Annotated in this window: 14 protein-coding genes; 6 read left to right on the forward strand and 8 right to left on the reverse strand. The window is 43.2% G+C overall.

The genetic code is table 11. From position 1 onward, the window contains the following. Positions 1 to 5: 5 nt before the first annotated feature. The 4 genes from uvrA to T530_RS0103230 form a co-directional block, all read right to left on the reverse strand. Positions 6 to 2,849: an excinuclease ABC subunit UvrA gene (gene uvrA / locus T530_RS0103215; RefSeq protein WP_027727785.1), complete on the reverse strand. Its 2,844-nt coding sequence runs from the start codon at positions 2,847 to 2,849 to the stop codon at positions 6 to 8. 169 nt (positions 2,850 to 3,018) lie between these two features. Beyond that, complete coding sequence (gene ade / locus T530_RS0103220) at positions 3,019 to 4,758, reverse strand: adenine deaminase (RefSeq protein ID WP_027727786.1); 1,740 nt, start codon at positions 4,756 to 4,758, stop codon at positions 3,019 to 3,021. 15 nt (positions 4,759 to 4,773) lie between these two features. After that, entirely contained in the window at positions 4,774 to 6,081 is a 1,308-nt protein-coding gene (locus T530_RS0103225) for an NCS2 family permease (RefSeq protein WP_027727787.1), read from the reverse strand. Positions 6,082 to 6,286: 205 nt separating this feature from the next. Further along, a complete protein-coding gene (locus T530_RS0103230) occupies positions 6,287 to 7,792 on the reverse strand; it encodes an IMP dehydrogenase (RefSeq protein WP_027727788.1) in 1,506 nt (501 codons plus the stop codon). Positions 7,793 to 7,890: 98 nt separating this feature from the next. Between T530_RS0103230 and hydG the strand changes: the two genes are divergently transcribed. The 3 genes from hydG (at position 7,891) to hydE (ending at position 11,794) form a co-directional block, all read left to right on the forward strand. Beyond that, complete coding sequence (gene hydG / locus T530_RS0103235; RefSeq protein WP_027727789.1) at positions 7,891 to 9,411, forward strand: [FeFe] hydrogenase H-cluster radical SAM maturase HydG; 1,521 nt, start codon at positions 7,891 to 7,893, stop codon at positions 9,409 to 9,411. An 86-nt stretch (positions 9,412 to 9,497) separates the two neighbouring features. Then, positions 9,498 to 10,721, forward strand: a complete 1,224-nt coding sequence (hydF, locus tag T530_RS0103240; protein ID WP_027727790.1) for a [FeFe] hydrogenase H-cluster maturation GTPase HydF — start codon at positions 9,498 to 9,500, stop codon at positions 10,719 to 10,721. After that, complete coding sequence (hydE, locus tag T530_RS0103245) at positions 10,718 to 11,794, forward strand: [FeFe] hydrogenase H-cluster radical SAM maturase HydE (protein ID WP_081773653.1); 1,077 nt, start codon at positions 10,718 to 10,720, stop codon at positions 11,792 to 11,794. The genes hydF and hydE overlap by 4 nt, the downstream gene beginning before the upstream one ends. On the opposite strand, the gene T530_RS0103250 is transcribed toward hydE, so the two are convergent. The 3 genes from T530_RS0103250 to T530_RS0103260 are packed head-to-tail and all read right to left on the reverse strand — an operon-like array spanning position 11,755 to position 14,986. Beyond that, complete coding sequence (locus tag T530_RS0103250; RefSeq protein WP_081773654.1) at positions 11,755 to 12,744, reverse strand: glycosyltransferase family 2 protein; 990 nt, start codon at positions 12,742 to 12,744, stop codon at positions 11,755 to 11,757. The genes hydE and T530_RS0103250 overlap by 40 nt on opposite strands. A 12-nt stretch (positions 12,745 to 12,756) precedes the next feature. Next, entirely contained in the window at positions 12,757 to 14,460 is a 1,704-nt protein-coding gene (locus T530_RS0103255) for a hypothetical protein (protein WP_156011512.1), read from the reverse strand. A 10-nt stretch (positions 14,461 to 14,470) separates the two neighbouring features. Beyond that, positions 14,471 to 14,986, reverse strand: coding sequence for a hypothetical protein (locus T530_RS0103260; RefSeq protein ID WP_027727794.1), 516 nt, complete (start codon positions 14,984 to 14,986; stop codon positions 14,471 to 14,473). Positions 14,987 to 15,312: 326 nt separating this feature from the next. On the opposite strand from T530_RS0103260, the gene T530_RS0103265 reads away from it, so the two are divergent. The 3 genes from T530_RS0103265 (at position 15,313) to T530_RS0103275 (ending at position 20,510) form a co-directional block, all read left to right on the forward strand. Beyond that, positions 15,313 to 16,539 (forward strand): adenylosuccinate synthase, encoded by a 1,227-nt coding sequence (locus T530_RS0103265; RefSeq protein ID WP_027727795.1) that lies wholly within the window; start codon positions 15,313 to 15,315, stop codon positions 16,537 to 16,539. 126 nt (positions 16,540 to 16,665) lie between these two features. Next, entirely contained in the window at positions 16,666 to 17,901 is a 1,236-nt protein-coding gene (locus T530_RS0103270) for a CapA family protein (RefSeq protein ID WP_197018228.1), read from the forward strand. Beyond that, on the forward strand, positions 17,892 to 20,510 hold the full coding sequence (locus T530_RS0103275) for a helicase-related protein (RefSeq protein WP_027727797.1): 2,619 nt from the start codon (positions 17,892 to 17,894) through the stop codon (positions 20,508 to 20,510). The genes T530_RS0103270 and T530_RS0103275 overlap by 10 nt, the downstream gene beginning before the upstream one ends. Here the strand turns inward: T530_RS0103275 and T530_RS0103280 are convergent. Further along, on the reverse strand, positions 20,507 to 22,288 hold the full coding sequence (locus T530_RS0103280; RefSeq protein ID WP_027727798.1) for a HEAT repeat domain-containing protein: 1,782 nt from the start codon (positions 22,286 to 22,288) through the stop codon (positions 20,507 to 20,509). The genes T530_RS0103275 and T530_RS0103280 overlap by 4 nt on opposite strands. Positions 22,289 to 22,296 lie beyond the last annotated feature (8 nt).

Here is a 22,296-nt window from a genome sequence, read left to right on the forward strand (position 1 = left end):
CTGTTTTATTTTTTCGCAAGCATTTCCTTTACAAACTGCCCGGTGTAAGAGCCAGCCACCTGAGCCACTTCTTCAGGCGTACCCTTAGCAACTATTGTTCCGCCACCGGTTCCGCCTTCCGGTCCCAGGTCAATCAGATAGTCAGCCTGACAGATTACGTCAAGATTATGTTCAATCATCAAAACAGAGTTTCCCTTGTCCACAAGACTCTGGATAACGCTCATAAGCTGCTTTACATCGGCAAAATGAAGACCTGTTGTAGGTTCATCAAGAATGTAAAGGGTTTTGCCTGTTCCCGGGCGGGCAAGTTCATTTGCAAGCTTAACTCGCTGAGCCTCACCGCCCGAAAGTGTAAGGGCATTCTGTCCAAGCTGAATATAGCCAAGGCCAACTGCCTGTAAAGTTGCAATCTTTCTGTAAATATGAGGAATTGAGCTGAAAAACTCGCAGGCCTCGTCAATCGTCATGTTAAGAACGTCGTTTATGCTCTTTCCCTTATACAAAACTTCCAGCGTTTCGTGATTAAAGCGTTTTCCGTGGCAGACTTCACACTGAATGAAAACATCAGGCAGGAAGTTCATTTCAATTACGATTTCGCCCGCACCCTGACAGTTTTCACATCGTCCGCCCTTTACGTTAAAGCTGAAGCGGCCTTTCTGATAGCCGCGGGCCTTACTTTCCGGCAGGCTTGCATACAAATCGCGGATTGCATCAAAAACGCCTACATAGGTTGCAGGGTTTGAACGAGGAGAACGTCCAATCGGTGACTGGTCAATATTGATTACCTTATCAAGTGCCCCCGCTCCGTGGCATTCAGTGCACTTTCCAACCGGCAGTTTTGTTCGCATAAGGCGGTTACTTACATAAGGGAAGATTACATCGCCCATCAGGGTAGACTTTCCGCTTCCGCTTACGCCGGTAATACAAGTGAAAACTCCAAGAGGAATATCAACATCAACATTTTTAAGGTTATGCTCTGTAACACCGCGAATCTGAAGGAACTTGCCGTTGCCCTTTCTTCTCTCGGCCGGAATCTGCATGGTCAATGTTCCCGCAAGATATTGACCGGTTAGGCTTTCAGGCACTTTTGCCACTTCTTCCGGAGTTCCGGCTGCAACAATTTTACCGCCGTTTACACCAGCCCCTGGGCCTAAATCAATAAGGTAGTCGGCAGTACGCAGAGTCTGCTCATCGTGTTCAACAACAATTACAGTATTTCCGTTATCGCGCAGGTTTATAAGTGTATCAATAAGGCGCTGGTTATCACGCTGATGAAGACCGATACTAGGTTCATCAAGAATGTACATAACGCCGCAAAGGGCAGAACCAATCTGAGTTGCAAGACGAATTCGCTGAGCCTCGCCACCGCTCAAAGTTTCGGCAGCACGTTCAAGTGTAAGATATTCAAGTCCTACATCACGCAAAAAGCGGAGTCGCGCTCGGATTTCCTTAAGCACCTGCTCGCCGATTTTCTTTTCGCTTTCGGTAAGTTCAAGGGCATCAAAAAAAGCAATCGATTCGTTTACAGAAAGTGTAGTCAAATCCCATATGTTTTTTCCGCCAACGGTAACACCAAGGGCTTCGGTGCGAAGTCTTTTTCCGCCGCAGCAGGAACACTCGCTGATTGTCATAAACTTTTCTTCAATGTTAGCGCGCTGACTTTCGCCCCAGGCTTCATTGTGGCGACGCTTCATTTCATTTAAAACTCCGGGCCAGGGGCGGTTATATTCTGAATAGCCTTCCCCGCTCTGCTTTTTGTAAACCCAGCGGATTTTCTTTTCGGCATCGCCATTCCAAAGATAATTAAACTGGGCGTCAGAAAGCTGATTAATCGGAGTGTCCAGAGTAAAGCCTGAAGCCTCAGCAACAGCCGCAAACATGGAATGATTCCACTCGCTGTCAGGATTAAAAAACGGCAGTGCCTTCTGATTAAAACTCAGATTTCGGTCCGGTAAAATCTTACTTTCGTCCCACTCCATTTTCTGGCCAAGACCTGTACATTCCGGGCAGGCACCAAATGGGTTATTAAAAGAAAAAAGACGAGGCTGCAAATCAGGAATGGAAATACCGCAGTCCGGGCAGGCATTTTTCTGGCTGAAGAAAACCTCTTCTTCCCCGGCATCAGTCCGACGGGTAACAACAACAATGCCGTTGGCACTCTTAAGGGCAATTTCCACACTGTCAGTAAGACGGGTACGAACATCCGCGCTTTTTACAATTCGGTCAACAACAATTTCAATAGTGTGCTTTTTCTGTTTATCAAGTTTAATCGTCTCGTCAAGGTCAGCCATAACGCCGTCAACGCGGGCACGGATAAAGCCAGACTTTTTAGCGTCTTCAAAAATCTTAGTATGCTCACCCTTTTTACCGCGGATTACCGGCGCCAAAACCTGCATTTTAGTGCCGTCTTCCCAGGTCATAATCGTATCGATAATCTGGTCAATGGACTGCTCCCGGATTTCCCGCCCGCAGTTAGGACAGTGAGGCTTACCGATGCGGCTAAAAAGCAGACGGTAATAATCGTAGATTTCCGTAATAGTTCCCACTGTAGAACGCGGGTTTTTATTTGTAGATTTCTGTTCAATAGAAATGGCAGGAGAAAGCCCTTCAATCAAATCAACATCCGGCTTATCCATACGGCCAAGAAACTGGCGGGCATAAGCCGAAAGACTTTCCATATAGCGGCGCTGGCCTTCCGCAAAAAGAGTATCAAAAGCAAGGGAAGATTTACCGCTTCCGCTCAGCCCCGAAATTACAACAAGCTTATTGCGCGGAAGTTCAACATCAACATTCTTAAGGTTATGCTCCCTCGCCCCCCGGATAACTATCTTCTCATCATTTGCTTTCATGAAAAATATTATAGTAAAAATAAGGATAAATAGCCACAGATTCACACAGATGAGACACAGATAGCTTTTATGAGGGGAAAGCCTTCCCCTCGCTCCCAAATCCTCACTTCGTTCCGGTCTTGTCCGCTACCCCTTCTGCGGGCTCAATCGCCGCCCGCAACGCCTGCTTTTAAATCTCAACACTTACATGCTTAAATTGAGTAACGTCAAAGAGGCCCATATCGGTGATTTTTAGTGACGGAATAACAGGCAGTGCCATAAAGCATAGCGTCATAAAAGGATCTACTGTTTCCGGAACCGAAAGTTCTTTTCTGGCAATATCTACCATACTTTCAATTTTTTCTGCAACTTCGTGAGCCGGCTTATCGCACATAAGGCCTGCAATTTCGTGCTGAATACTGGAAATTACCTTTCCCTTCTTTGCAATGGCAAGACCGCCACCCATTTCTACAAGGCAGTTTACGGCTGCTTCCATATCTTCATCACTGTCGCCTGCAACAATTATATTGTGAGAATCGTGAGCAATGGAAAGCGCAATTGCCCCGCCCTTAAGACCAAAGCCCTGAATAAGTCCAAGTCCCACATTTCCGGTTCCCTTATGGCGTTCCACAACGGCAATCTTAACTACATCATCATCATTTCGAATCCAGCAGCCATTTTTATCACGCAAAACCTTTACTTCAGAAGCATCTGTAACAATTGAATAAGGAATAATCTTAATCGCCTTAGCCCGGTCAGAAGCCAGTTTCAAGGCAAGTCTTTCCCGGCTGAAGTTTTTTACATTCATTTTGCCGCTTACTTTTTCAGGCTTTACATGCTGGTCTTTGGCAAGATATTGTCCTTCATCTGCGACAAGCTTACCGCTGGCCCAGACTTTTCTGACTTTGAAATCAGATAAATCATCAAACAAAATCAAATCTGCAAGACGTCCCGGAGCAACAGCCCCCCGATTTCTTAAACCAAAACTGTTTGCAGCAGTGTAAGTTGCAATTGTAATTGCAGTAAGCGGATCAAGGCCATGCTTTATGGCAATTCTTATATTATTGTCGATATGACCTTCATTTACAATGCTTGCAGGCTGTCTGTCATCAGTACAGAACATAAAACGGTGATAATTCCTGTCATTTACAGCAGGCAAAAGTGTTACTACATCATGGGTGGCAGAACCTTCCCTGAGCATAATGTACATGCCTCTTCTTATCTTTGCCAGAGCGCCTTCCGGACTGATACATTCATGGTCATTCAAGGCACCTGCCGCAATATAAGCATCAAGCCCTGATTTTCCCAATCCGGGACAGTGGCCGTCAAAGAAATCTTTTCCGTGCTCTTTTGAAACAGCTATCTTATCAAGAACTAAATCATCAGAATTGCAGACACCAACATAATTCATAAGTTCCCCAAGCCCAAGAACACGACGGCTGTCTATGCGGGAAGCAATTTCTTCTGCCCCCAGTACTGCCCCGGAATTTTCAAAAGGAGTTGCAGGAACGCAGGAAGGAAACTGAACAAAAACCTTTAAGGCAAGATTTTCTGTAGCCTTAATCATATAATCAAAACCGTCCAGACCGCATACATTACAGATTTCATGAGGATCCGCAATTATAGTCGTGGTTCCGTGGGGCATAACAAGACGGGAAAATTCTGCAGGACAAAGATGGCTTGATTCAATATGAACATGAGCATCAATAAGGCCTGGCGCGATATAACTTCCCCTGGCATCAAAAACTTCCTTTGCCTGAGGAAAATTAGGACCGCCAAACCCCGCAATATAATCATCAGAAATATAAATATCCGCATTAAAAACGCTTCTGTCAAAAACATCAATGACCTTAGCATTTTTTATGCACAAATCTGCCGGAACTCTTCCCGTCGCAGTTTCAATAAGTTTCTTTAATTTACTTTTTTCCATAATCAACTTCTCTAATCAGGACAAAATCCCGATTATTATTCTTATTACAAAAAGGCCTGCTACAACCCAGGTCATAGTTTCAACTTCTTTGATATGTCCGGTAAATGCCTTAATAAGTACAAAAGACAAAATTCCAAAAAGGATTCCATCTGAAATACTTGAAGTACAAATCATCATAAGAACTGTAAGGAAAGCCGGTATTAACTCTGTATAGTCTGAATAATCAATATCCTTCATAGGAGCAATCATCATGCAGCCTACAAGAATAAGGGCTGACGAAGAAGCAGCAGCTGGAATCGAACCAAATATCGGTTCTATAAACAGAGACAGAAGGAAGAGGATTCCGACGACAATTGTGGTAAGACCTGTGCGGCCACCTTCCGCAACTCCGGTTGAACTTTCAACAAAGGTTGTAATCGTAGAAGTTCCTAAAACGGCGCCGACAGTAGTTCCAATCGCATCAGACATCAAGGCTTCTGAAGTTCTCGGAATTGTGCCGTCTTCCTTTATCATGTTAGATTTTCCAGCGCAGGCAATCAAAGTTCCGACAGTATTAAACATATCAACATATAAAAGAGTAAGCGTAATGATTATAAAATCTGAAATCGTTTTTTGATTTGTAAAAATCTCAGAAAATGAAAATTCACAGAAATAGGGACTTGCAGGAAGATAGCTGCCGCCAGCATATTTAGTAATACCCATAGGGATACCAAGGAGGGTCACAAGAAAGATTCCAACCAGAATTGCCCCCCGAACCTTCTTAACCATAAGAATACCGGTAATGATTACCCCAAGAATTGTCAAAAGCGGAGTTCCAACAAACCAATGGGCATTAATTGCAGTAATAGTAGAAGAATGAGGAACAATTATGTTGCCGTTTTTTAAACCGATGTAAGCCACAAAAAGCCCGACACCAGCCCCTATTGCTTTTTTAAGTGTTGAAGGAATGCAGTTTACGATTGCCTCTCGCAAATTAGTAACAGTAAGAAGGATAAAAATAATGCCTTCCATAAGAACCGCTGTAAGGCCCCACTGCCAGGAATAGCCCATTGCATTACAGATAGTATAGGCAAACATGGCATTTACGCCCATGCTGGCAGAAAGCGCAAAAGGAAGATTGGCATAAAAGCCCATTACAAAGCAGGAAATTGCAGATGCGATAGCCGTGGCGGCAAAAACTTTTGTAAAGTCCATACCGCAGGCAGAAAGGATAAGTGGATTAACCGCAAGAATATACGCCATTGTCATAAAGGTTGACAGACCGGCAATAATCTCGGTTTTTACATCAGAGCCGCTTTCCTTAATATGAAAGAATTTTTCCATAGTTAAAGAATACACGGGGATTATCAAAAAATAAAGAAAAAAAACGGCCACAGATAAACACAGATGTCCACAGATTTGCAATGGTAAAAAAACAACCTTACAACTTCAAAATCAACATCACCATTGCTTAACTTGCGCATAGCGCAAGTTGCAGGACTATCCATGTCCCATCCGTGCTAATCCGCGTTTATCCGTGTCAAAAAAACTAATTTGCCTTAATGCTGTTCTTTACGATTACGTCGTGAGCACCGCCCTCGCGGATAGAAGCAGAACTTACGCGAGTAATCTTTGCCTTCTGCTGAAGTTCAGGAATGCTGACAGCACCACAGTTACACATAGCGTGAATAACTTTGCTTGTTGTAAGAGTAACGTTATCGTGGAGTGAACCGGCATAAGGAACGTAAGAGTCTACGCCCTCTTCAAAAGCCATGCCTTTTTTACCGCCCAGATCATAGCGCTGCCAGTTGCGGGCACGGTTAGAACCTTCACCCCAGTATTCCTTAACGTAGTTGCCGTTTACAATCAGCTTGTTAGTTGGCGATTCATCAAAGCGGGCAAAGTAGCGACCCAGCATTACAAAGTCAGCACCCATAGCCAGAGCCAGAGTGATATGATGGTCGTGAACAATACCGCCGTCCGAACAGATAGGAACGTAAATACCAGTTTTTTCGTAGTAAGCATCGCGGGCCTTAGCAACCTCAACAGTAGCAGTAGCCTGACCGCGCCCAATACCCTTCTGCTCGCGGGTAATACAGATAGAACCGCCGCCAATACCAATTTTTACAAAGTCAGCACCAGCTTCTGCAAGGAAGTTAAAGCCTTCTGCATCAACAACGTTACCTGCACCTACCTTTGCGTTAGGCCATTTAGCGTGAATGTCCTGCAAAGCGCGGCGCTGCCATTCTGTAAATCCTTCTGATGAGTCCAGAGTCATTACATCAACACCAGCCTTTAAAAGAGCAGGAACACGTTCCATATAATCGCGGGTATTGATACCTGCCCCTACGATATAGCGTTTTTTAGAATCCAAGAGCTCAAGAGGATGTTCTGTGTGGCTTGCAGCATCCTTACGGAATACCAGGTACAAAAGATTTCCTTTTTTATCAACAACAGGAAGCTGATTGATTTTGTGAGCCCAAATCAAATCATTAGCTTCTTCAAGAGTGATGCTGTCTTCTGCCTTTACAAGGTCCTTGAGAGGAGTCATATATTCGCTTACTTTAGCGTCAGGAGCGCAGTGATTAATTCTGAAGTCGCGCTCAGTGATAATTCCCAAAAGCTTACCGTTGGCAGAACCGTCTTCTGTTACAGCAACAGTAGAGTGGCCTGTTACTTCAATCAAAGAAACAAGCTCAGTCAAAGTCTGGTCAGGACGGATATTAGTATCAGAAGAAACAAAACCAGCCTTATAGTCCTTTACGCGGGCAACCATGGCAGCCTGATTTTCAATAGTCTGTGAACCAAAAATGAAGGAGATTCCACCCTCTTTTGCAAGAGCAACTGCAAGCTTATCATCAGAAACTGCCTGCATAACCGCACTTACCATCGGAATATTCATTGTAAGCGGGCACTTTTCGCCGTTTTTCTTGTTGTAGCGGACTACCGGAGTCTGCAAAGAAACATTTGCAGGGATACAATCAGGGCCAGTATAGCCCGGAACCAACAGATACTCATCAAAAGTGTGGGATTCTTCTTCAAAAAAATATGCCATTACGTTACCTCTTTTATTTAATCGAACATTCTAGTAGAAAATAACATTTTTTACAACTTCATTTGCTCACTTTTCCATAATATGCTATTCTTAGCGCCATGAATAAGGTTTCCGATTGGGTAAAGGCACAAATCAAGCAGGATGAAATTGACCGCTACATGGAAGGCGGTAAAGACTTTATTGACGACGATTACATAAACCGCACGCTGGCAGAAAATGCCATTAATATAGAAAGAAAACGAGTAGAAGACATCCTTCAGAAGGCCCTCGACATCGAACTTATGGACGATGCCGACGTTGCTGCTCTCTGTAACATAAAAGATTCCGAACTTCGCGCCCTTGTTTTTAAGGCCGCAGAAGAAATCAAACAGAAAGTTTACGACAACCGCATTGTAATGTTTGCCCCGCTCTACTTAAGTTCAAAATGCGTAAACGCCTGCCGCTACTGCGGATTCCGCTCAGACAACAAAGAACAGAAACGCTCGGTACTTACTCAGGCAGAAGTTGAAAAAGAAACTCACGTACTGGCTTCTAAAATCGGACACAAGCGACTTGTAATTGTATTTGGCGAACACCCCGAATCAAATGCAGACTACATTGCAGACTGCATGAAAACCATTTATTCAGTAAAAGACAAGGTTCGTAACGGCTGGGGACAGATTCGCCGCGTAAACGTAAACGCCGCCCCAATGAGCATTGCAGATTTACGAAAGCTCAACGATGCCGGAATCGGAACCTTTCAGGTTTTCCAGGAAACTTACGACCACAAAATATACGCTCAGATGCACCCTGCAAATACTCTTAAGGAAAATTACCAGTGGCGTCTTTACGCACACCACCGCGCAATGGAAGCCGGTATAGACGATGTTGCAATCGGCTGTCTTTTTGGGCTTGCAGACTGGCGATTTGACGTAATGGGAATGGTTGCCCACGCCCGCGACCTGGAAAAACATTTTGGACTAGGCCCTCACACACTTTCTGTTCCCCGTCTGGAAAAGGCAATCGGCACAAACTTCAGCTTTATTAAAAACTGGGTTAGTGATGAAGATTTCAAATACCTTGTAGCAGTTCTCCGCGTTGCAATTCCATACGCAGGCCTTATCGTAACAAACCGCGAAAAGCCGGAAACTATCCGCCAGCTTTCAAACATCATCACCCAGCGCGATGCAGACAGCCGAATCGGGCTCCGCGCCTATTCAGAAGCATACCGACAGGGTCTCAACTCCGCCGCCGACTGCCAGAAGCTTGACACCGCCCAGTTTGAACTTGGCGACACCCGAAGCCTTGATGCCGTTATCCGCGAAGCCGCTCAGCTGGGCCACATAGTTTCTTTCTGTACCGCCGGTTACCGCTGCGGCCGCACAGGCAAAAAAATTATGACTCTTCTTCGTAACGGAACTGAAGGCTGTTTCTGCAAACTCAACGCTGTACTCACATTCCAGGAATGGCTGGACGATTTTGCAAGCGAAGAAACCCGCCGTATCGGCATGGACCTTATTGCCCGCGAAATGGAAGAAATCCGCGGCAAAGTTCCTGGCACCTATCCGCAGGCGCTCTTTATGAATTTTAACGCCAGCTATCAGAAGCTGCTGCAGGGGGAAAGGGATTTGTATTTTTAGGGGAAAGCCTTCCCCTGACTCGCACTTCGTTGCTCGCCACCCCTTCTAGCGGGGAGAGCCCCGCAACACCCCCAAGGAGACTTACAATGTCAGATAACACTACACCGCTTTCAGAATCATTACACATTGTAATTGCCGGCAACACGAACGCCGGTAAATCTTCTCTTTTTAACGCACTCTTTCGTAACAATGTTGCAGTAGTTTCTTCCGCTCCCGGAACAACGACAGACCCTGTAACCCGTAAAATTGAACTTTCAAACCTGGGACCTTGTTCAATCACAGATACCGCAGGACTTGATGACACGACAGAACTCGGTGCTCAACGCATAAAAAAATCACATTCAAGAATTACAACAGCAGATTTAGTGCTTTTCGCGACTCCGGCTAACATCAGTCTTACAGAGGACGAAAAAACTTTGCTGTCTGAACTTACAAAAAGCAAAATTCCTCTAATTGCTATTTTTACTTTTGATGACAAAAAAGATTCTGAAATATTCAAACAAAAAGAAAACTTCTTCAAAAATGCCGGATGCAAAACAGCTGTTTTTTCCTCCTCAAAAAATACCGCCGAGCACGTTTCAAAAATCTACAAATTAATAGAAGAAAGTGATTCAAAAATCGCGCGGGAACTTACACCGGTAGAAGGCATTGTCCGCCCCGGCTCAACAGTAATTCTTGTTACCCCGATAGATTCAGCAGCCCCAAAAGGCCGCCTCATTCTTCCTCAGATAGAAACTCTCCGAGATCTTTTAGACCACGACTGCAAGGCATTTGTAGTAAAAGAAAACGGCTTAGAAAGCGCCCTGAAAATTCTTAAAAATCCCCCTGATTTAGTAATTACAGACAGCCAGGCATTTGCCCAGGTTGCAAAGATTCTTCCGCCAGAGCAGCCTCTTACTTCTTTTTCAATTCTCTTTGCCCGCAAAAAAGGCGATTTTGAATATTTTATGAAGTCACTTTCTGTTCTGGAAAATTTCCCGGACGGTGGCAAAGTTCTTATTATGGAAGCCTGCGCCCATCACCAGAAAGACGATGATATAGGCACTGTAAAAATCCCTAATATTTTTAAGAAGAAAATCTGCGCAGGCGGAAAATCTGTTACTTTTGAATGGAGCCGTGAAATCCCGGAAAACATAAAAGACTGCACCCTTGTAATTCACTGCGGAGCCTGCATGATTACCCAGAAAACAATGCTTGAACGCACCTCTCTCCTAAAATCAGAAGGAATCCCCGTAATAAACTACGGCCTCTTTTTAGCCTGGGCAAACGGACTTCTTCCAAGGGCAATAGAACCTGTCACAAAAGTATGAGTATACAAAACAAAATCGACAGTCTTCAGTCTTCTCTACCCACACCCGCAGAACTTGCTTTATTAATAGAAGAATTAAACTCCTCCGACGAGGAAAGCCTAAAATATCTTTTTACTACTGCCCGAAAACTTACCGAAGATACTTACGGCAAAAATGTTTATATCCGTGGCCTTATAGAATTTTCAAATTACTGCAAGAATAACTGCTACTACTGCGGAATCAGAAAAGACAACAAAAACGTAGACCGCTACCGCCTTACAAGAGAAGAAATTTTAGAATGCTGCAAGCAGGGTTATGAACTGGGCTTCAGAACTTTTGTACTGCAAAGCGGAGAAGATGATTTTTATTCCGCAGACGACATTGCAAAAATTACATCTGAAATTAAAAACGCCCACCCCGACTGTGCCGTCACCCTTTCTCTTGGTGAAAAATCACGAAGCGAATACGAACTTTTCCGCCGCGCTGGTGCCGACCGCTATCTTTTACGCCACGAAAGTGCCGACTGCACACATTACAAAAAACTTAAGCCGCCTCAGCTTGTTTTTGAAAACCGAATGCGCTGCTTAAAGGAATTAAAGGAACTTGGATTTCAGACAGGAGCCGGTTTTATGGTAGGTTCCCCCTTCCAGACCTTTGAATCACTTGCAAAAGATTTGCTTTTCCTAAAAGAATTTCAGCCCCACATGGTAGGAATAGGTCCTTTCATTCCCCATCACGCAACGCCTTTTAAAGACTTTGCCCAGGGAAGTGTAAAACTAACTTTAATAATGCTTGCCCTTACCCGCCTCACTCTGCCTCACGCCCTTATTCCAGCCACCACAGCTCTAGGCACCGCAGACCCGCTCGGCCGCGAAAAAGGCTTACAGGCAGGCGCAAACGTCGTAATGCCAAATCTCTCCCCCGTCAGCGTCCGCAAAAAATACGAACTCTACGAAAACAAAATCTGCACCTCCAGCGAAGCCGCCGAGTGCATAGAATGCCTGAAACGCCGCCTCTCCACCATCGACCGCCACATCGTCACCGACCGCGGAGACTACTGTTCTAAACGTTCAACAAAGGATTTGCCCCAGTAGTCGCAGAGCATTTGGCGGGCAGCGGCCTGAAGTTCCGGGATAACAGTTTCTTTTAGCTGCTGAAGGTTATTTAATAGATAATATGATGTCATTTTGCGGATATGATTTACTTCTTCATCGCTGAGTTTGCCGGGATTTTCTTTTATCCATTCAGAAATTACAGTAAAAACGCTTGCGGCCGAACAGACCATTTTCCATTTGTGCAGACTGTCTATTTTACGGGCACTTGTCATTCCGGTATTTACACGATATCGATAAACTTTTTCTTCAATTCCCTTATAAGATTTTGCATACTGAACGATGAAGAAAAATAAAAGCACATCATCTGCCATATTGCATTCTGTATAAGGAATATGTTCGTAAGCCTTCTGCCAGATTTCATGCTTAATCAGTTTTCCCCAGGTATTTGCAGTAAAAGCACCATCTAAAAGCCATTTCATTAAGATTTTTCTTCCATTAATTTCGCCGTAAAAGATTTTTCCATAGCGATTTTCTGGGGTTGGAATAAAAGAGCCGCTTTTATCATAATAACCGGCGGTGCTTGTTCCGTGAATGATGTCATATTCACCGGCAGAGAACAAAGCTTTTAATGCCCCGGCTTCCATTTCATCATCACTGTCACATTGAGTCATATAGATTCCACGAGCTTCATACATAAGAGTTCGCCGGACTTCAATTAAACCGCGGTTTTCTTTAAGCTCGATAAATCGGATTGGAATCAATTGAAGATGATTTTCTTTTCTATATTTTTCAGATTCTTTCCGGGCAAGTTTTATAATCTTTTTTGCACTATGCCCTTCTGAATCCTTTCCGGGACTTGCATCACTAACTACGACAATTTCAAAAGAATCAAAATTCTGCGTATAAACAGAACGCAAGCACTGAGATAAATATTTCTCAGTGTTATAAACTGGAATACAGACTGAAATTAAGAGATTTTGTAATTCCATTTTATGCGATTATTAATCACCATTAGGAATTATATGAGACATATAACTATATGAGGAAGCTTTAGTATCATTATCATTATCATTACCACTTGTTCCATAATATACCGTTCCTCCAGAAAATTCCGTATAATTTCCATCAGAATATGTATATAAACTAAAACCACCTTTCAGACTTTGATATTTACAAGAATTAGGTAAGAAGCCTGACAATTCTTCTTTAAATTTTACACCCGATGAGACCATATCATATCCTGAAATCACAAAGGATTCCAAATCTACAGTTACAATACGATTAACATTTTTATAGCGATAAGCCCCTAAAGAATCGGTATAAAAAGCAATGCCATCATCTGCTATTACAAGCTTCTTTGGTTTTATGGCAATAAATTTTGACGGGCCGTAAAATCCAGAATTGGCTGAAGATGGAGCATAAATACACAATGTATCAGCAGAGTCATTATTTACAATTAAATCTGAACTCCTTGCAAGAAGTAAAGTTGTCCTTTCAAAATCCGCATAATAAGGAGCATTAGAAATACCATCAGCCCCAGTAGCACGATTTAGATAAGCATATTTTCCGGAATTAGAAAGTTTATTATTAGAAAAACCTAAAGAATACATTTTTTCTGAGGCAATATCATATTTTAATAAAACACCACGACTATAATAATACCATGGAGAAGCACTAGAAGATGTTGAATCTAAAAAATCTTTTCCAAGAATATAAATTGCACCATCCTGATAAAGCATATCGGTTACTGTACCATTAGGTGACATAGTAACATATTTACCTAAATTGACTAAATCTGTGACTGAAACAACTCCAGCAGAGGATAGATTAGCTTTTACAAGATGAGGGTTATGATCATCATTATCTGTTGATCCAACCGTATATAAAACTCCATTGTATACAGCAATAGAAGTTTCATTAGAAAAAGTAAACGATGTGCCAGATATTTGATATTCTATGTTATTTTCAGGATCAAGGGATGATACTAAATTCGGATATTTATATAAATAAAACACATTATCACCAGTAAATCTAGCGACATACATAACATTCTCTGCAAAATCTACATTAATTTTAAACTGAGAAACAGGTTCTATTCCAATTGGTACACCATCATTAGTAAAATCATTTCTGTCCGAATGAATGTTTGGGCCATCAATATAATAAAAATTACCTTCTGTATCAAAACAAAAAGAATTTGACGATGCCGTCATATTTGAAGTTTCAATAACACTTGCATCTGGAGAATCTTTCAAATAATATTGGTAACCATTTTGAGAATTATAGTTATACAACACATACTGCGTATTCAGCAGTTTTTTCAAAATCAATGAAAGTTCGGTGGTGTCGGAAGTCAGGCGGATGGATTTTTGAGAGGCTTCGTAAAGGAGTTCGCTGCCGTAGTAGACGCCGACCCAGATATCAAAGGTTTTGCCGAGGGGCACGGAATCAAAAGTGATTATGGTGCCTGACAGGGTGGCAAGGGTTACGTCCTTCCATTTTGAATCGTTGTAACCGCCGGTAAACTGGATGTTGATGCTTAATGAAGTATTGTTTCCCAAATTTTTGGAAATTGCCGAGCGCATGCTGGAAACGAAGAGATTATCTACCTGAATATCGTACTCTGCAGTGTCGTCTAAAGACTCGTAGCAGCAGGATGCAAAAAGAAGGCCTGCTGCCAGCAGCAATAATGCTAATTTTTTCATAATTTTTAACCTATACTTCATTCAACATTTCCACGAATGCGTTTTTTTCGGCATTGAATCTGCGTATCTGGTCGTTCAAAAGATCTATGTTTTTTTCGCAGTAGGTTCTGATTGTAGATTTATGCTGTGTCGTTTCGTAGACAGCCTGCTTGAGCAAAAGCGCGTACACATCATCGAGTGATTTAAACTCGTTTACAAAAATCACCTTTCCACCGATTGTTTTTGCTATACCTTCCAGATTTGATTCAAGCGTACCGTTATCAAACTGGGTAGAAATCCACATACTTGGCGTGATGGCAGGGAAAATCACTTTTAATTCGTCAGGCTCGTATTCGCGGCCCATCACCCGGGCTTTTATTCCGCCTAAATCAGGACGGAGAAAGAACTCGATTTTTTTTGAGATGCAAGTTAAATCCTTATCACTTATTACTACCTGAAAAACCGGTGTTTTAAGTCTGATGAGAATTTTATTTTCCTTAAAAGAGCAAACATTAGGCTTATGAGAAAGCACTGCACCTACAAACATAGCTTATATTATAACAGAAAATTTAAGAATTTGTATAGCAAAAATTAGCCACAGATACACACAGATTTTCACAGATAGTCCTACAACATGCGCTATGCGCAAGTTAAGCAATGGCCAGATTCATTTGGAAGTTTGCAAATTGATTTTTAGCCATTGCATATCTGTGTCCCATCTGTGGTTATTTCTTTACTTATGCTGAAAAACTTCATGCTGACTAAAAACTTTCTTTGTGCTATAGTATGCGCGTGGCAAAGCCTGAGATGATTCTTCGGGCTGCTGCAAAATATATCTTTTACGCCGCGATGATTCAGCGGCAGGAGAAAACCATGAATATTGTAGTAATGGGTGCCCAGTGGGGCGATGAAGGCAAGGGAAAAATCGTTGACTACCTTGCTCAGGATGCAAAATACGTTGTTCGTTTTGCGGGCGGCGCTAATGCAGGTCACACAATCGTTGTTGATGGTAAAAAGTACGCTCTCCATCAGGTTCCGTCTGGAATCTTGTATCCGGAAAAATCTGTTTTCCTTGGAAGCGGAATGGTAATCGACCCTGAGGCTCTTTTTAAGGAACTTCAGATGCTCAAAGACAACGGTGTAAACTGGGAAGGCCGTGTATTTATTTCTGACCGTGCTCACCTTACTCTTCCAGGCTACCGTGAGATGGACAAGCAGCGCGATGCAGCACGCAAGCGCCCTATCGGAACTACAGGCCGCGGAATTGGTACTACATATTCTATGAAATCTGAACGTGACGGTATTCGCGTTGCAGACCTTGACTGGGAAGAAAAATGGAACGACCTTGACGATGCAGACAAGAAATTCCTTGAACAGTATAAAGACCAGCTTATTAAAATGCGCGTAAACATTGCGGCTAAAATGTACGAATACCGCGATGAAAAGATTTTGTTCGAGGGCGCTCAGGGTGCCATGCTGGATATTGACTCTGGTACCTACCCTTACGTTTCTTCAGGTGCTTCTGGCAGCTACGGAGCCGCTTCAGGTTCTGGAATTGGTCCTAAAGCACTTGATAAGATTTACGGTGTATTCAAGGCTTACGAAACCCGCGTTGGTAACGGTCCAATGCCATCTGAATTCAATGCTGATACAGAAGGCGAACTCTGCGACTATGTCCGCAATACTGGTAACGAATTTGGTGTAACAACAGGTCGTCCACGCCGCTGCGGTTATCTTGACCTGGTAGCCCTTCGCTATGCCTGCCACGTAAACTCAATCGACAACCTTGTTCTTACTCACCTTGATATTTACGATGACATGAACGAAATTGAAGCCTGTGTTGCTTACGACATCGACGGAAAAATCGTAACAGACTTCCCTACTTCAATTCCTGAACTCAACCGCGCTAAACCTGTTTTGAAGAAGTTTGACGGCTGGAAGGCTGACATTACAAAATGTACAGACTACAAAAAACTTCCAAAGAACGCTAAGGCTTATGTAGAGTTTATTGAAGACTTTACAGGAACAAAAGTTGGTATTGTTTCTGTTGGTGCAGACCGCAACCAGACTTTTGTACGCGAAAAAATCTGGAAAAAATAAAGAAATAGCCGCAGATGAACACAGATGCACACAGATAAAAAACTCATCTGTGTAAATCTGCGTCCTATCTGTGGCTATCTATTATTTTTCTATAATTTTTACTAAATATGCCGTATAATGAATTCAATGCAAAAATTGTTTCCTTATGCGGCATTTTTATTTTTAACTCTCCTTACAGCCTGTGCTTCTACAAAAAATCTTAAGCCGCAGGAAGAAAAACCGGTGGAAATTGCCGGCTCAAAAAATAACGAAACTCCCTCCGACAGACTTTCCATTACATTTGCCGGTGACATAATGGCGCATTCCGTAAATCATAATGTCAGTAAATATGATAAAATCTGGGACGGAGTAAGAACTTACATAGAAAGCGCTGACCTGGCCTTTGGAAATATAGAATCGCCTGTTGACCAGACAAAGCCTGTTTCCTCTTACCCTAATTTTAATCTTCCCCGCCGTTATGTAGAGGCTGCAATTGACGCGGGCTTTGATGTTTTTTCGCTTGCAAACAATCACTCTTTTGACCAGTTTGAAAAAGGAATTCAACAGACGATAAAGACCACGGAAGAAATCACGGCTAAATATGCTGAAAATGGTCAGAAGGTTTATTTTTCCGGGCTGAAGAAAAACAAGGGCGACTCCTACAGTTTTAATATAATAGAAAAAAGCGGCTGGAGGATTTTATTTTTGCCTGTTACGGGCATTTTGAATTATCCTCACGACCATGCCTTTATAAATTACGTAAAAACCGGGGAAAAAACTCATAAGGAATTTGTGGAATTCTGTAAAAAACTGCGGGCAGAAAATCCCTGCGATTTGTTTATAATTTCCATGCATGCCGACGAGCCGGAATACAAGCGCGCTGTTTTAAAATCTCAGCGTGATTTTTACTTACAGCTTCTGGAAGTTGCGGACGTTGTCTGGGCTAACCACGCCCACATCATAAAGGACCGGGAGTTTGTTTTTGAAAGCGAAAGCGGACGGCACAAGCTGATTATGTATGCAAACGGAAACACAATCAGCGCCCAGAGAACTCAGCCGACCTTTGATTTGGGAACTCCTATGAGTGAGCGCGACCACACGGGCGACGGACTTTTATATTCTGTGCAATTTATAAAGACTAAGTCGGGCAAAACACGCTATAATACAGAAGGAAAACCTGAAAATCCGGTTCAAATAAAAAAAGCGGAACCGATTTTTATTACTACTTATATCAACACCGCCTGGGAGTTTGTGCTCAAGCCGCTTAATCAGGATTTTGTAAATTATCTGAAAGAGGTAAAACGTAAGGACTGGGCATCCTACATTGAAAGGCGGATTAAGGTTAACACGGAACAAACAAAGGATTTAATTACATGGCAATAGACTACAAATCATTACCAGTTTACGCACAAAAACAGAAAATTTTAGACTGCCTGGAAAATCATCAGGTTGTAATTGTAGAAAGCCCAACAGGCTCAGGAAAAACGACTCAGATTCCGGTGATTTTGTATGAGGCAGGCTACGCTACAAACGGCATGATTGGCGTAACTCAGCCCAGACGAATTGCGGCACTCAGCGTAAGCGAATTTATTTCAAAACAGCTTGGAACAACTTACCCTGGTCTTGTGGGCTACAAGATGCGTTTTGAAGACCAGACAAATCAGGACACAAGAATAAAAATCATGACAGACGGAATCCTTCTTCAGGAGATGAAGCTGGATCCCTGGCTTTCTAAATACAGCGTTCTGATGATTGACGAAGCTCACGAAAGAAGCCTTAACATTGACTTTGTACTGGGACTTGTAAAGCGTGTTCTGAAGGAAAGAAAAGATTTTCACGTTATCGTTTCTTCTGCCACAATGAACACTCAGGTCTTCAGCGAATATTTTGATAACGCGCCTATTGTTTCTATTGATACAATTACCTACCCGGTAAGCGTAGTTTACGACCCGATTGAAGGCGGGGCAACTACCGCGACTGAGGCCGGCTGCGATGCTATTTTGAACAAAATCTGCCGCACGGTAGACCGAGTTCTGGATAACGGAGATGACGGCGGCATTTTGATTTTCTTGCCGGGCGAAAAAATCATTAAAGACTGTATGTACAGGCTGGAACATGCGCCTTTCAGCCGACAGCTCTGGGTACTGCCCCTTTACGGACGACTTCAGAAAGAAGAACAGGAGCGTGTTTTTGATAATCCTCCGGCGGGAAAAAAGAAGGTCGTAATTTCTACAAACATTGCAGAAACTTCTGTAACAATTCAGGATATTACAACTGTAATTGACTGCGGTCTTGCAAAACTGAACTTTTACAGCCCGAGAACCTTTACTTCCAGCTTAGTTGAAACAATGGTAAGTAAGGCAAGCTGTAACCAGCGTAAGGGACGAGCAGGACGTACTCACGAAGGAACCTGTTACCGCTTATATTCACGCAAAGAATTTGAAAGCCGCGAAATGTACACAAAAGAAGAAATCTACCGTACAGATTTGAGCGAAGTTGTTTTACGAATGGCCGAGCTTGGAATCACGGATTTTTATAACTTTGACTTTATTGCAAGCCCGGGACGGGAAGGAATTATCGGCGCAGTTGACACCTTGAATATGCTTGGCGCCCTGGACAGCGACAACACTCTTTCTGACATTGGAAAGATGATGGTAAAATTCCCGCTGGAACCGCGAATAAGTCGAATTATTGTAGAAGCAATCATGCGCTTCCCTGACGTTATCAACAAGGCTCTTGTAGCAGCTTCCTTCTTAAGCGCAAACTCTCCTTTTGTACTTCCACCGAATGAAGAAATGGAAGCCCGCAAGGCACACCACCGTTTCCGCGACCTTCAGGGTGACTTCGGCACCTACATCAATCTCTTTAACGCATGGAAGCAGACCGATAACCGCGAAAAATTCTGCAAGAAAAACTATCTTGACGAGCGCATAATGGCAGAAATAGAAAACATCTATATTCAGCTGGGCGAAATTGTCGGTGATAAAATGGGCATTCCGCTTACTTCTAAAAACGGAAGCATGCAGGATTATCTTTGCTGTATTGCAGCCGGTATGATTCAGTTTGTCTGCATTCGCATGGGAAGGGAAAATTACCGTTCGCTTACGGCAGGCCACATCTGCATTCACCCGGGCAGCGTTATGTTCCGCCAGAATCCGGTATTTATTGTGGCAGGCGAAATCGTGCGCACAAGCCGCATCTTTGCGATGAGCGTTTCGCCTCTTACCCACCCTATGCTGGATACCATTAATCCTCAGCTTTTTGACCGCCTTATGGCATGTAAAAATGCCAAAGACCGCGAAAAGGATGAAGAAGCAGATTTACGCCGTTCAGAAGAAAGAAAGCGCAACGAAGAAGCAAAGCAGAAACGCCTTAAAAAATCTGAACAGAAAGCCGCTGACAGCAAAAAAGGCGCAAAAGAAAAGGATGAAAGTTTTTCTTTTGGCGGCGACATTTTTGAAACAAAGAAATTTAAGGGAAAGAAAACAGCCATCCTGCCGCTTGAACGCTTTATTTTTGCCGTTCAGAATGAGACAGATAAAAACAAGATTAAGGCCTGCGCAAATCTTCGCGGCCGCATCATAACAAAAGACAACGGAATGCTGCTGGACGGAGAAAAGCTTTCACAGATTATTGAGATTGCAAAAAATCTTGTGCTCACTCCTATTGCAGAAAAAAAGTGGAACCGCCACCTGAACGGAAACATTTACAACGATGTAGAAAAAGAGCAGATTATTTTTGCCCTGGAAACAGTACTTCGCACAGCAATTGCTAAGCAGAAAAACAAGGAATACGGCTTTATTACTCTCTTTACAGACGGCAAGGGAAACTACTGGCTTAAAACTTCACGGGGCTTTTCAACTGCTCTTCAGGAAACTCACGCCAGCCTTGAAGCCCTGGTAGAAGAAGATGTGGACTTCAGTCCGGAAGCCGAAGAGCGCATTAACGACGCCCTTAGACTGGTAAACAAGTTCTATGACAAGAAAGATTAGTCCTTCTTCTCTTCCTCTTTTTTTGGTTCGTCTTCTATTCCAAGCATTTTCTTTGCGCGGTTGCGGACTGAACCGTTGCCTTTGCGGTCAAGGGCGAGTGAGCGGATTTTTTCTTCTACTGCGCCACCGAACTTATGATTCTTGTACATATCAAGTCCGATGTTCTGAAGATCGCCGTCCTTATTTTCAAGATATTTGAGACAAATATCGGCATAGCTGCTCTTTGAGTGTTTGGCAAGCTCGTTTCCAACTCCCTTGGCAAGATTTTTCATGCGGACATCAGAAAGGCACTTTTCTGCAAGGGCAAGGATTTCTTCTTCACCATGATCGGCCTCTATCAAAGCCTGAACAACCTTAACCTTAATATTGTCAGGCACCTTCTTTTCAAGCATTTCCTTCATAAAACGGTCTGCGTTCGGCTCGTTATACAAAGGCAGGGCTGAAATTGCGGCTTCCTTGATGATACGTTCGCTGTCGTTTTCGGCACGGTAAATCAAATATGGAATTGCGTGATAATCAAGAATTTTTTTAGAAACATTGATTGCTTCCTGGCGAACCTTCCAGTGCTCATCTCGAATTCCCTGAAGAATGCAGGCCTGAGCCTTACCGTCCTGAGGGAATTCGCCAAGTCCCTTGATTGCGTACTGACGGATGTTAGGATTTGCATCCTTGTAGGTATTGATGAGAACTGGAACTGCTTCCATTTTTCCCATAAGGCCGAGAGCCTCTGCTGCATACATGCGGACAAAGGAGTTTTCATCTTCATTTTCAAGGATGGCAACAATCTTATCAAAAGTTTCTACGGCGTGAAGCTTACCAAGAGTGCGCATAAGAGTCTGGCGCTGGGCGTCACTCAAATCATCTCGTTCAAGATATTCTGCAACCGAAAGGGCCGACTGCGCATCGCCGATTTCACCGATTGTAGAAAGAGTGTCGTTGAAATAGGTTTCATTGTCGCTTTCCAGAATCGTGAAAACTGCAGGAATAGCTTCGCTTGTATGAACTTTCTGAATATATTCAAAGCAGGCCTTTACCAGGTCAGTTTTTGTGTCGTAAGGGTCATTAAGGATTGTTACGGCAAAGTTTTCCAGACAAGGGTCTTCCAGCTTTCCAAAGTATTCAAGGATTTTCTGTTGAATCTGAATGTTTTCGCTTACTTCAAAAAGATCGTAGATTTCTTCGGTAAAGCGAGGGTCTTCATTTTTGATTAAATCGTCGATGAGTTTTGTAATCTCTGAAGGAAGTCCGTACTTGATTGTCTTTTTATTTTCTTCAGGAACTTCGTCATTTTCGTCCTTGTCAGCTGCGGCTTTTGCCTTGTCCTGATCGATTGGCTTAGGACGCTTTTTAGGCGGAACTTCTGAAACTCCGGCAGGAGAATTTGATTTTTTTTCGGAAGAAGAGTCTTCTTCTGTGTCTTCTTCCGGGCTAACTTCGTCCTCACTTTCTTCTGTAGCCTCTTCGGATTCAGACTCGCTTTCATCTTCTGAGGCCGGCTCCCCTTCTTCTTCTGGAGAGGAGTCTTCCGAGCGGGTTCCTGTATTGTCCGTGCCGGCCGAAGAAGCATCATCTTCAGGGGATTGAAGCAGTTTTTTCTCTTCTTCTGTGAGATCAAGGCCGTCGAGCAGGTCGGAAACGGTGTCATCAAGGGCAGAACCTGCGTCGGCAGAATCGCCAAGGGGGTACAAGTCCTTAACCTGGGTAGGATCAGCAGCCTCCTGTGCAAAAAGTGCGGCAGAAAATAATGTAAAAATTGCAATTCGGACTGATTTTTTCACGCTTGCCC

Source organism: Treponema sp. C6A8, assembly GCF_000619925.1.
GTDB lineage: Bacteria > Spirochaetota > Spirochaetia > Treponematales > Treponemataceae > Treponema_D.

Excerpts from the sequence above, each read along its gene's own strand:
- uvrA (WP_027727785.1), bottom strand. The coding sequence starts at position 2,849 with ATGAAAGCAAATGATGAGAAGATAGTTATCCGGGGGGCGAGGGAGCAT.
- ade (WP_027727786.1), bottom strand. The coding sequence starts at position 4,758 with ATGGAAAAAAGTAAATTAAAGAAACTTATTGAAACTGCGACGGGAAGA.
- T530_RS0103225 (WP_027727787.1), bottom strand. The coding sequence starts at position 6,081 with ATGGAAAAATTCTTTCATATTAAGGAAAGCGGCTCTGATGTAAAAACC.
- T530_RS0103230 (WP_027727788.1), bottom strand. The coding sequence starts at position 7,792 with ATGGCATATTTTTTTGAAGAAGAATCCCACACTTTTGATGAGTATCTG.
- hydG (WP_027727789.1), top strand. The coding sequence starts at position 7,891 with ATGAATAAGGTTTCCGATTGGGTAAAGGCACAAATCAAGCAGGATGAA.
- hydF (WP_027727790.1), top strand. The coding sequence starts at position 9,498 with ATGTCAGATAACACTACACCGCTTTCAGAATCATTACACATTGTAATT.
- hydE (WP_081773653.1), top strand. The coding sequence starts at position 10,718 with ATGAGTATACAAAACAAAATCGACAGTCTTCAGTCTTCTCTACCCACA.
- T530_RS0103250 (WP_081773654.1), bottom strand. The coding sequence starts at position 12,744 with ATGGAATTACAAAATCTCTTAATTTCAGTCTGTATTCCAGTTTATAAC.
- T530_RS0103255 (WP_156011512.1), bottom strand. The coding sequence starts at position 14,460 with ATGAAAAAATTAGCATTATTGCTGCTGGCAGCAGGCCTTCTTTTTGCA.
- T530_RS0103260 (WP_027727794.1), bottom strand. The coding sequence starts at position 14,986 with ATGTTTGTAGGTGCAGTGCTTTCTCATAAGCCTAATGTTTGCTCTTTT.
- T530_RS0103265 (WP_027727795.1), top strand. The coding sequence starts at position 15,313 with ATGAATATTGTAGTAATGGGTGCCCAGTGGGGCGATGAAGGCAAGGGA.
- T530_RS0103270 (WP_197018228.1), top strand. The coding sequence starts at position 16,666 with ATGCAAAAATTGTTTCCTTATGCGGCATTTTTATTTTTAACTCTCCTT.
- T530_RS0103275 (WP_027727797.1), top strand. The coding sequence starts at position 17,892 with ATGGCAATAGACTACAAATCATTACCAGTTTACGCACAAAAACAGAAA.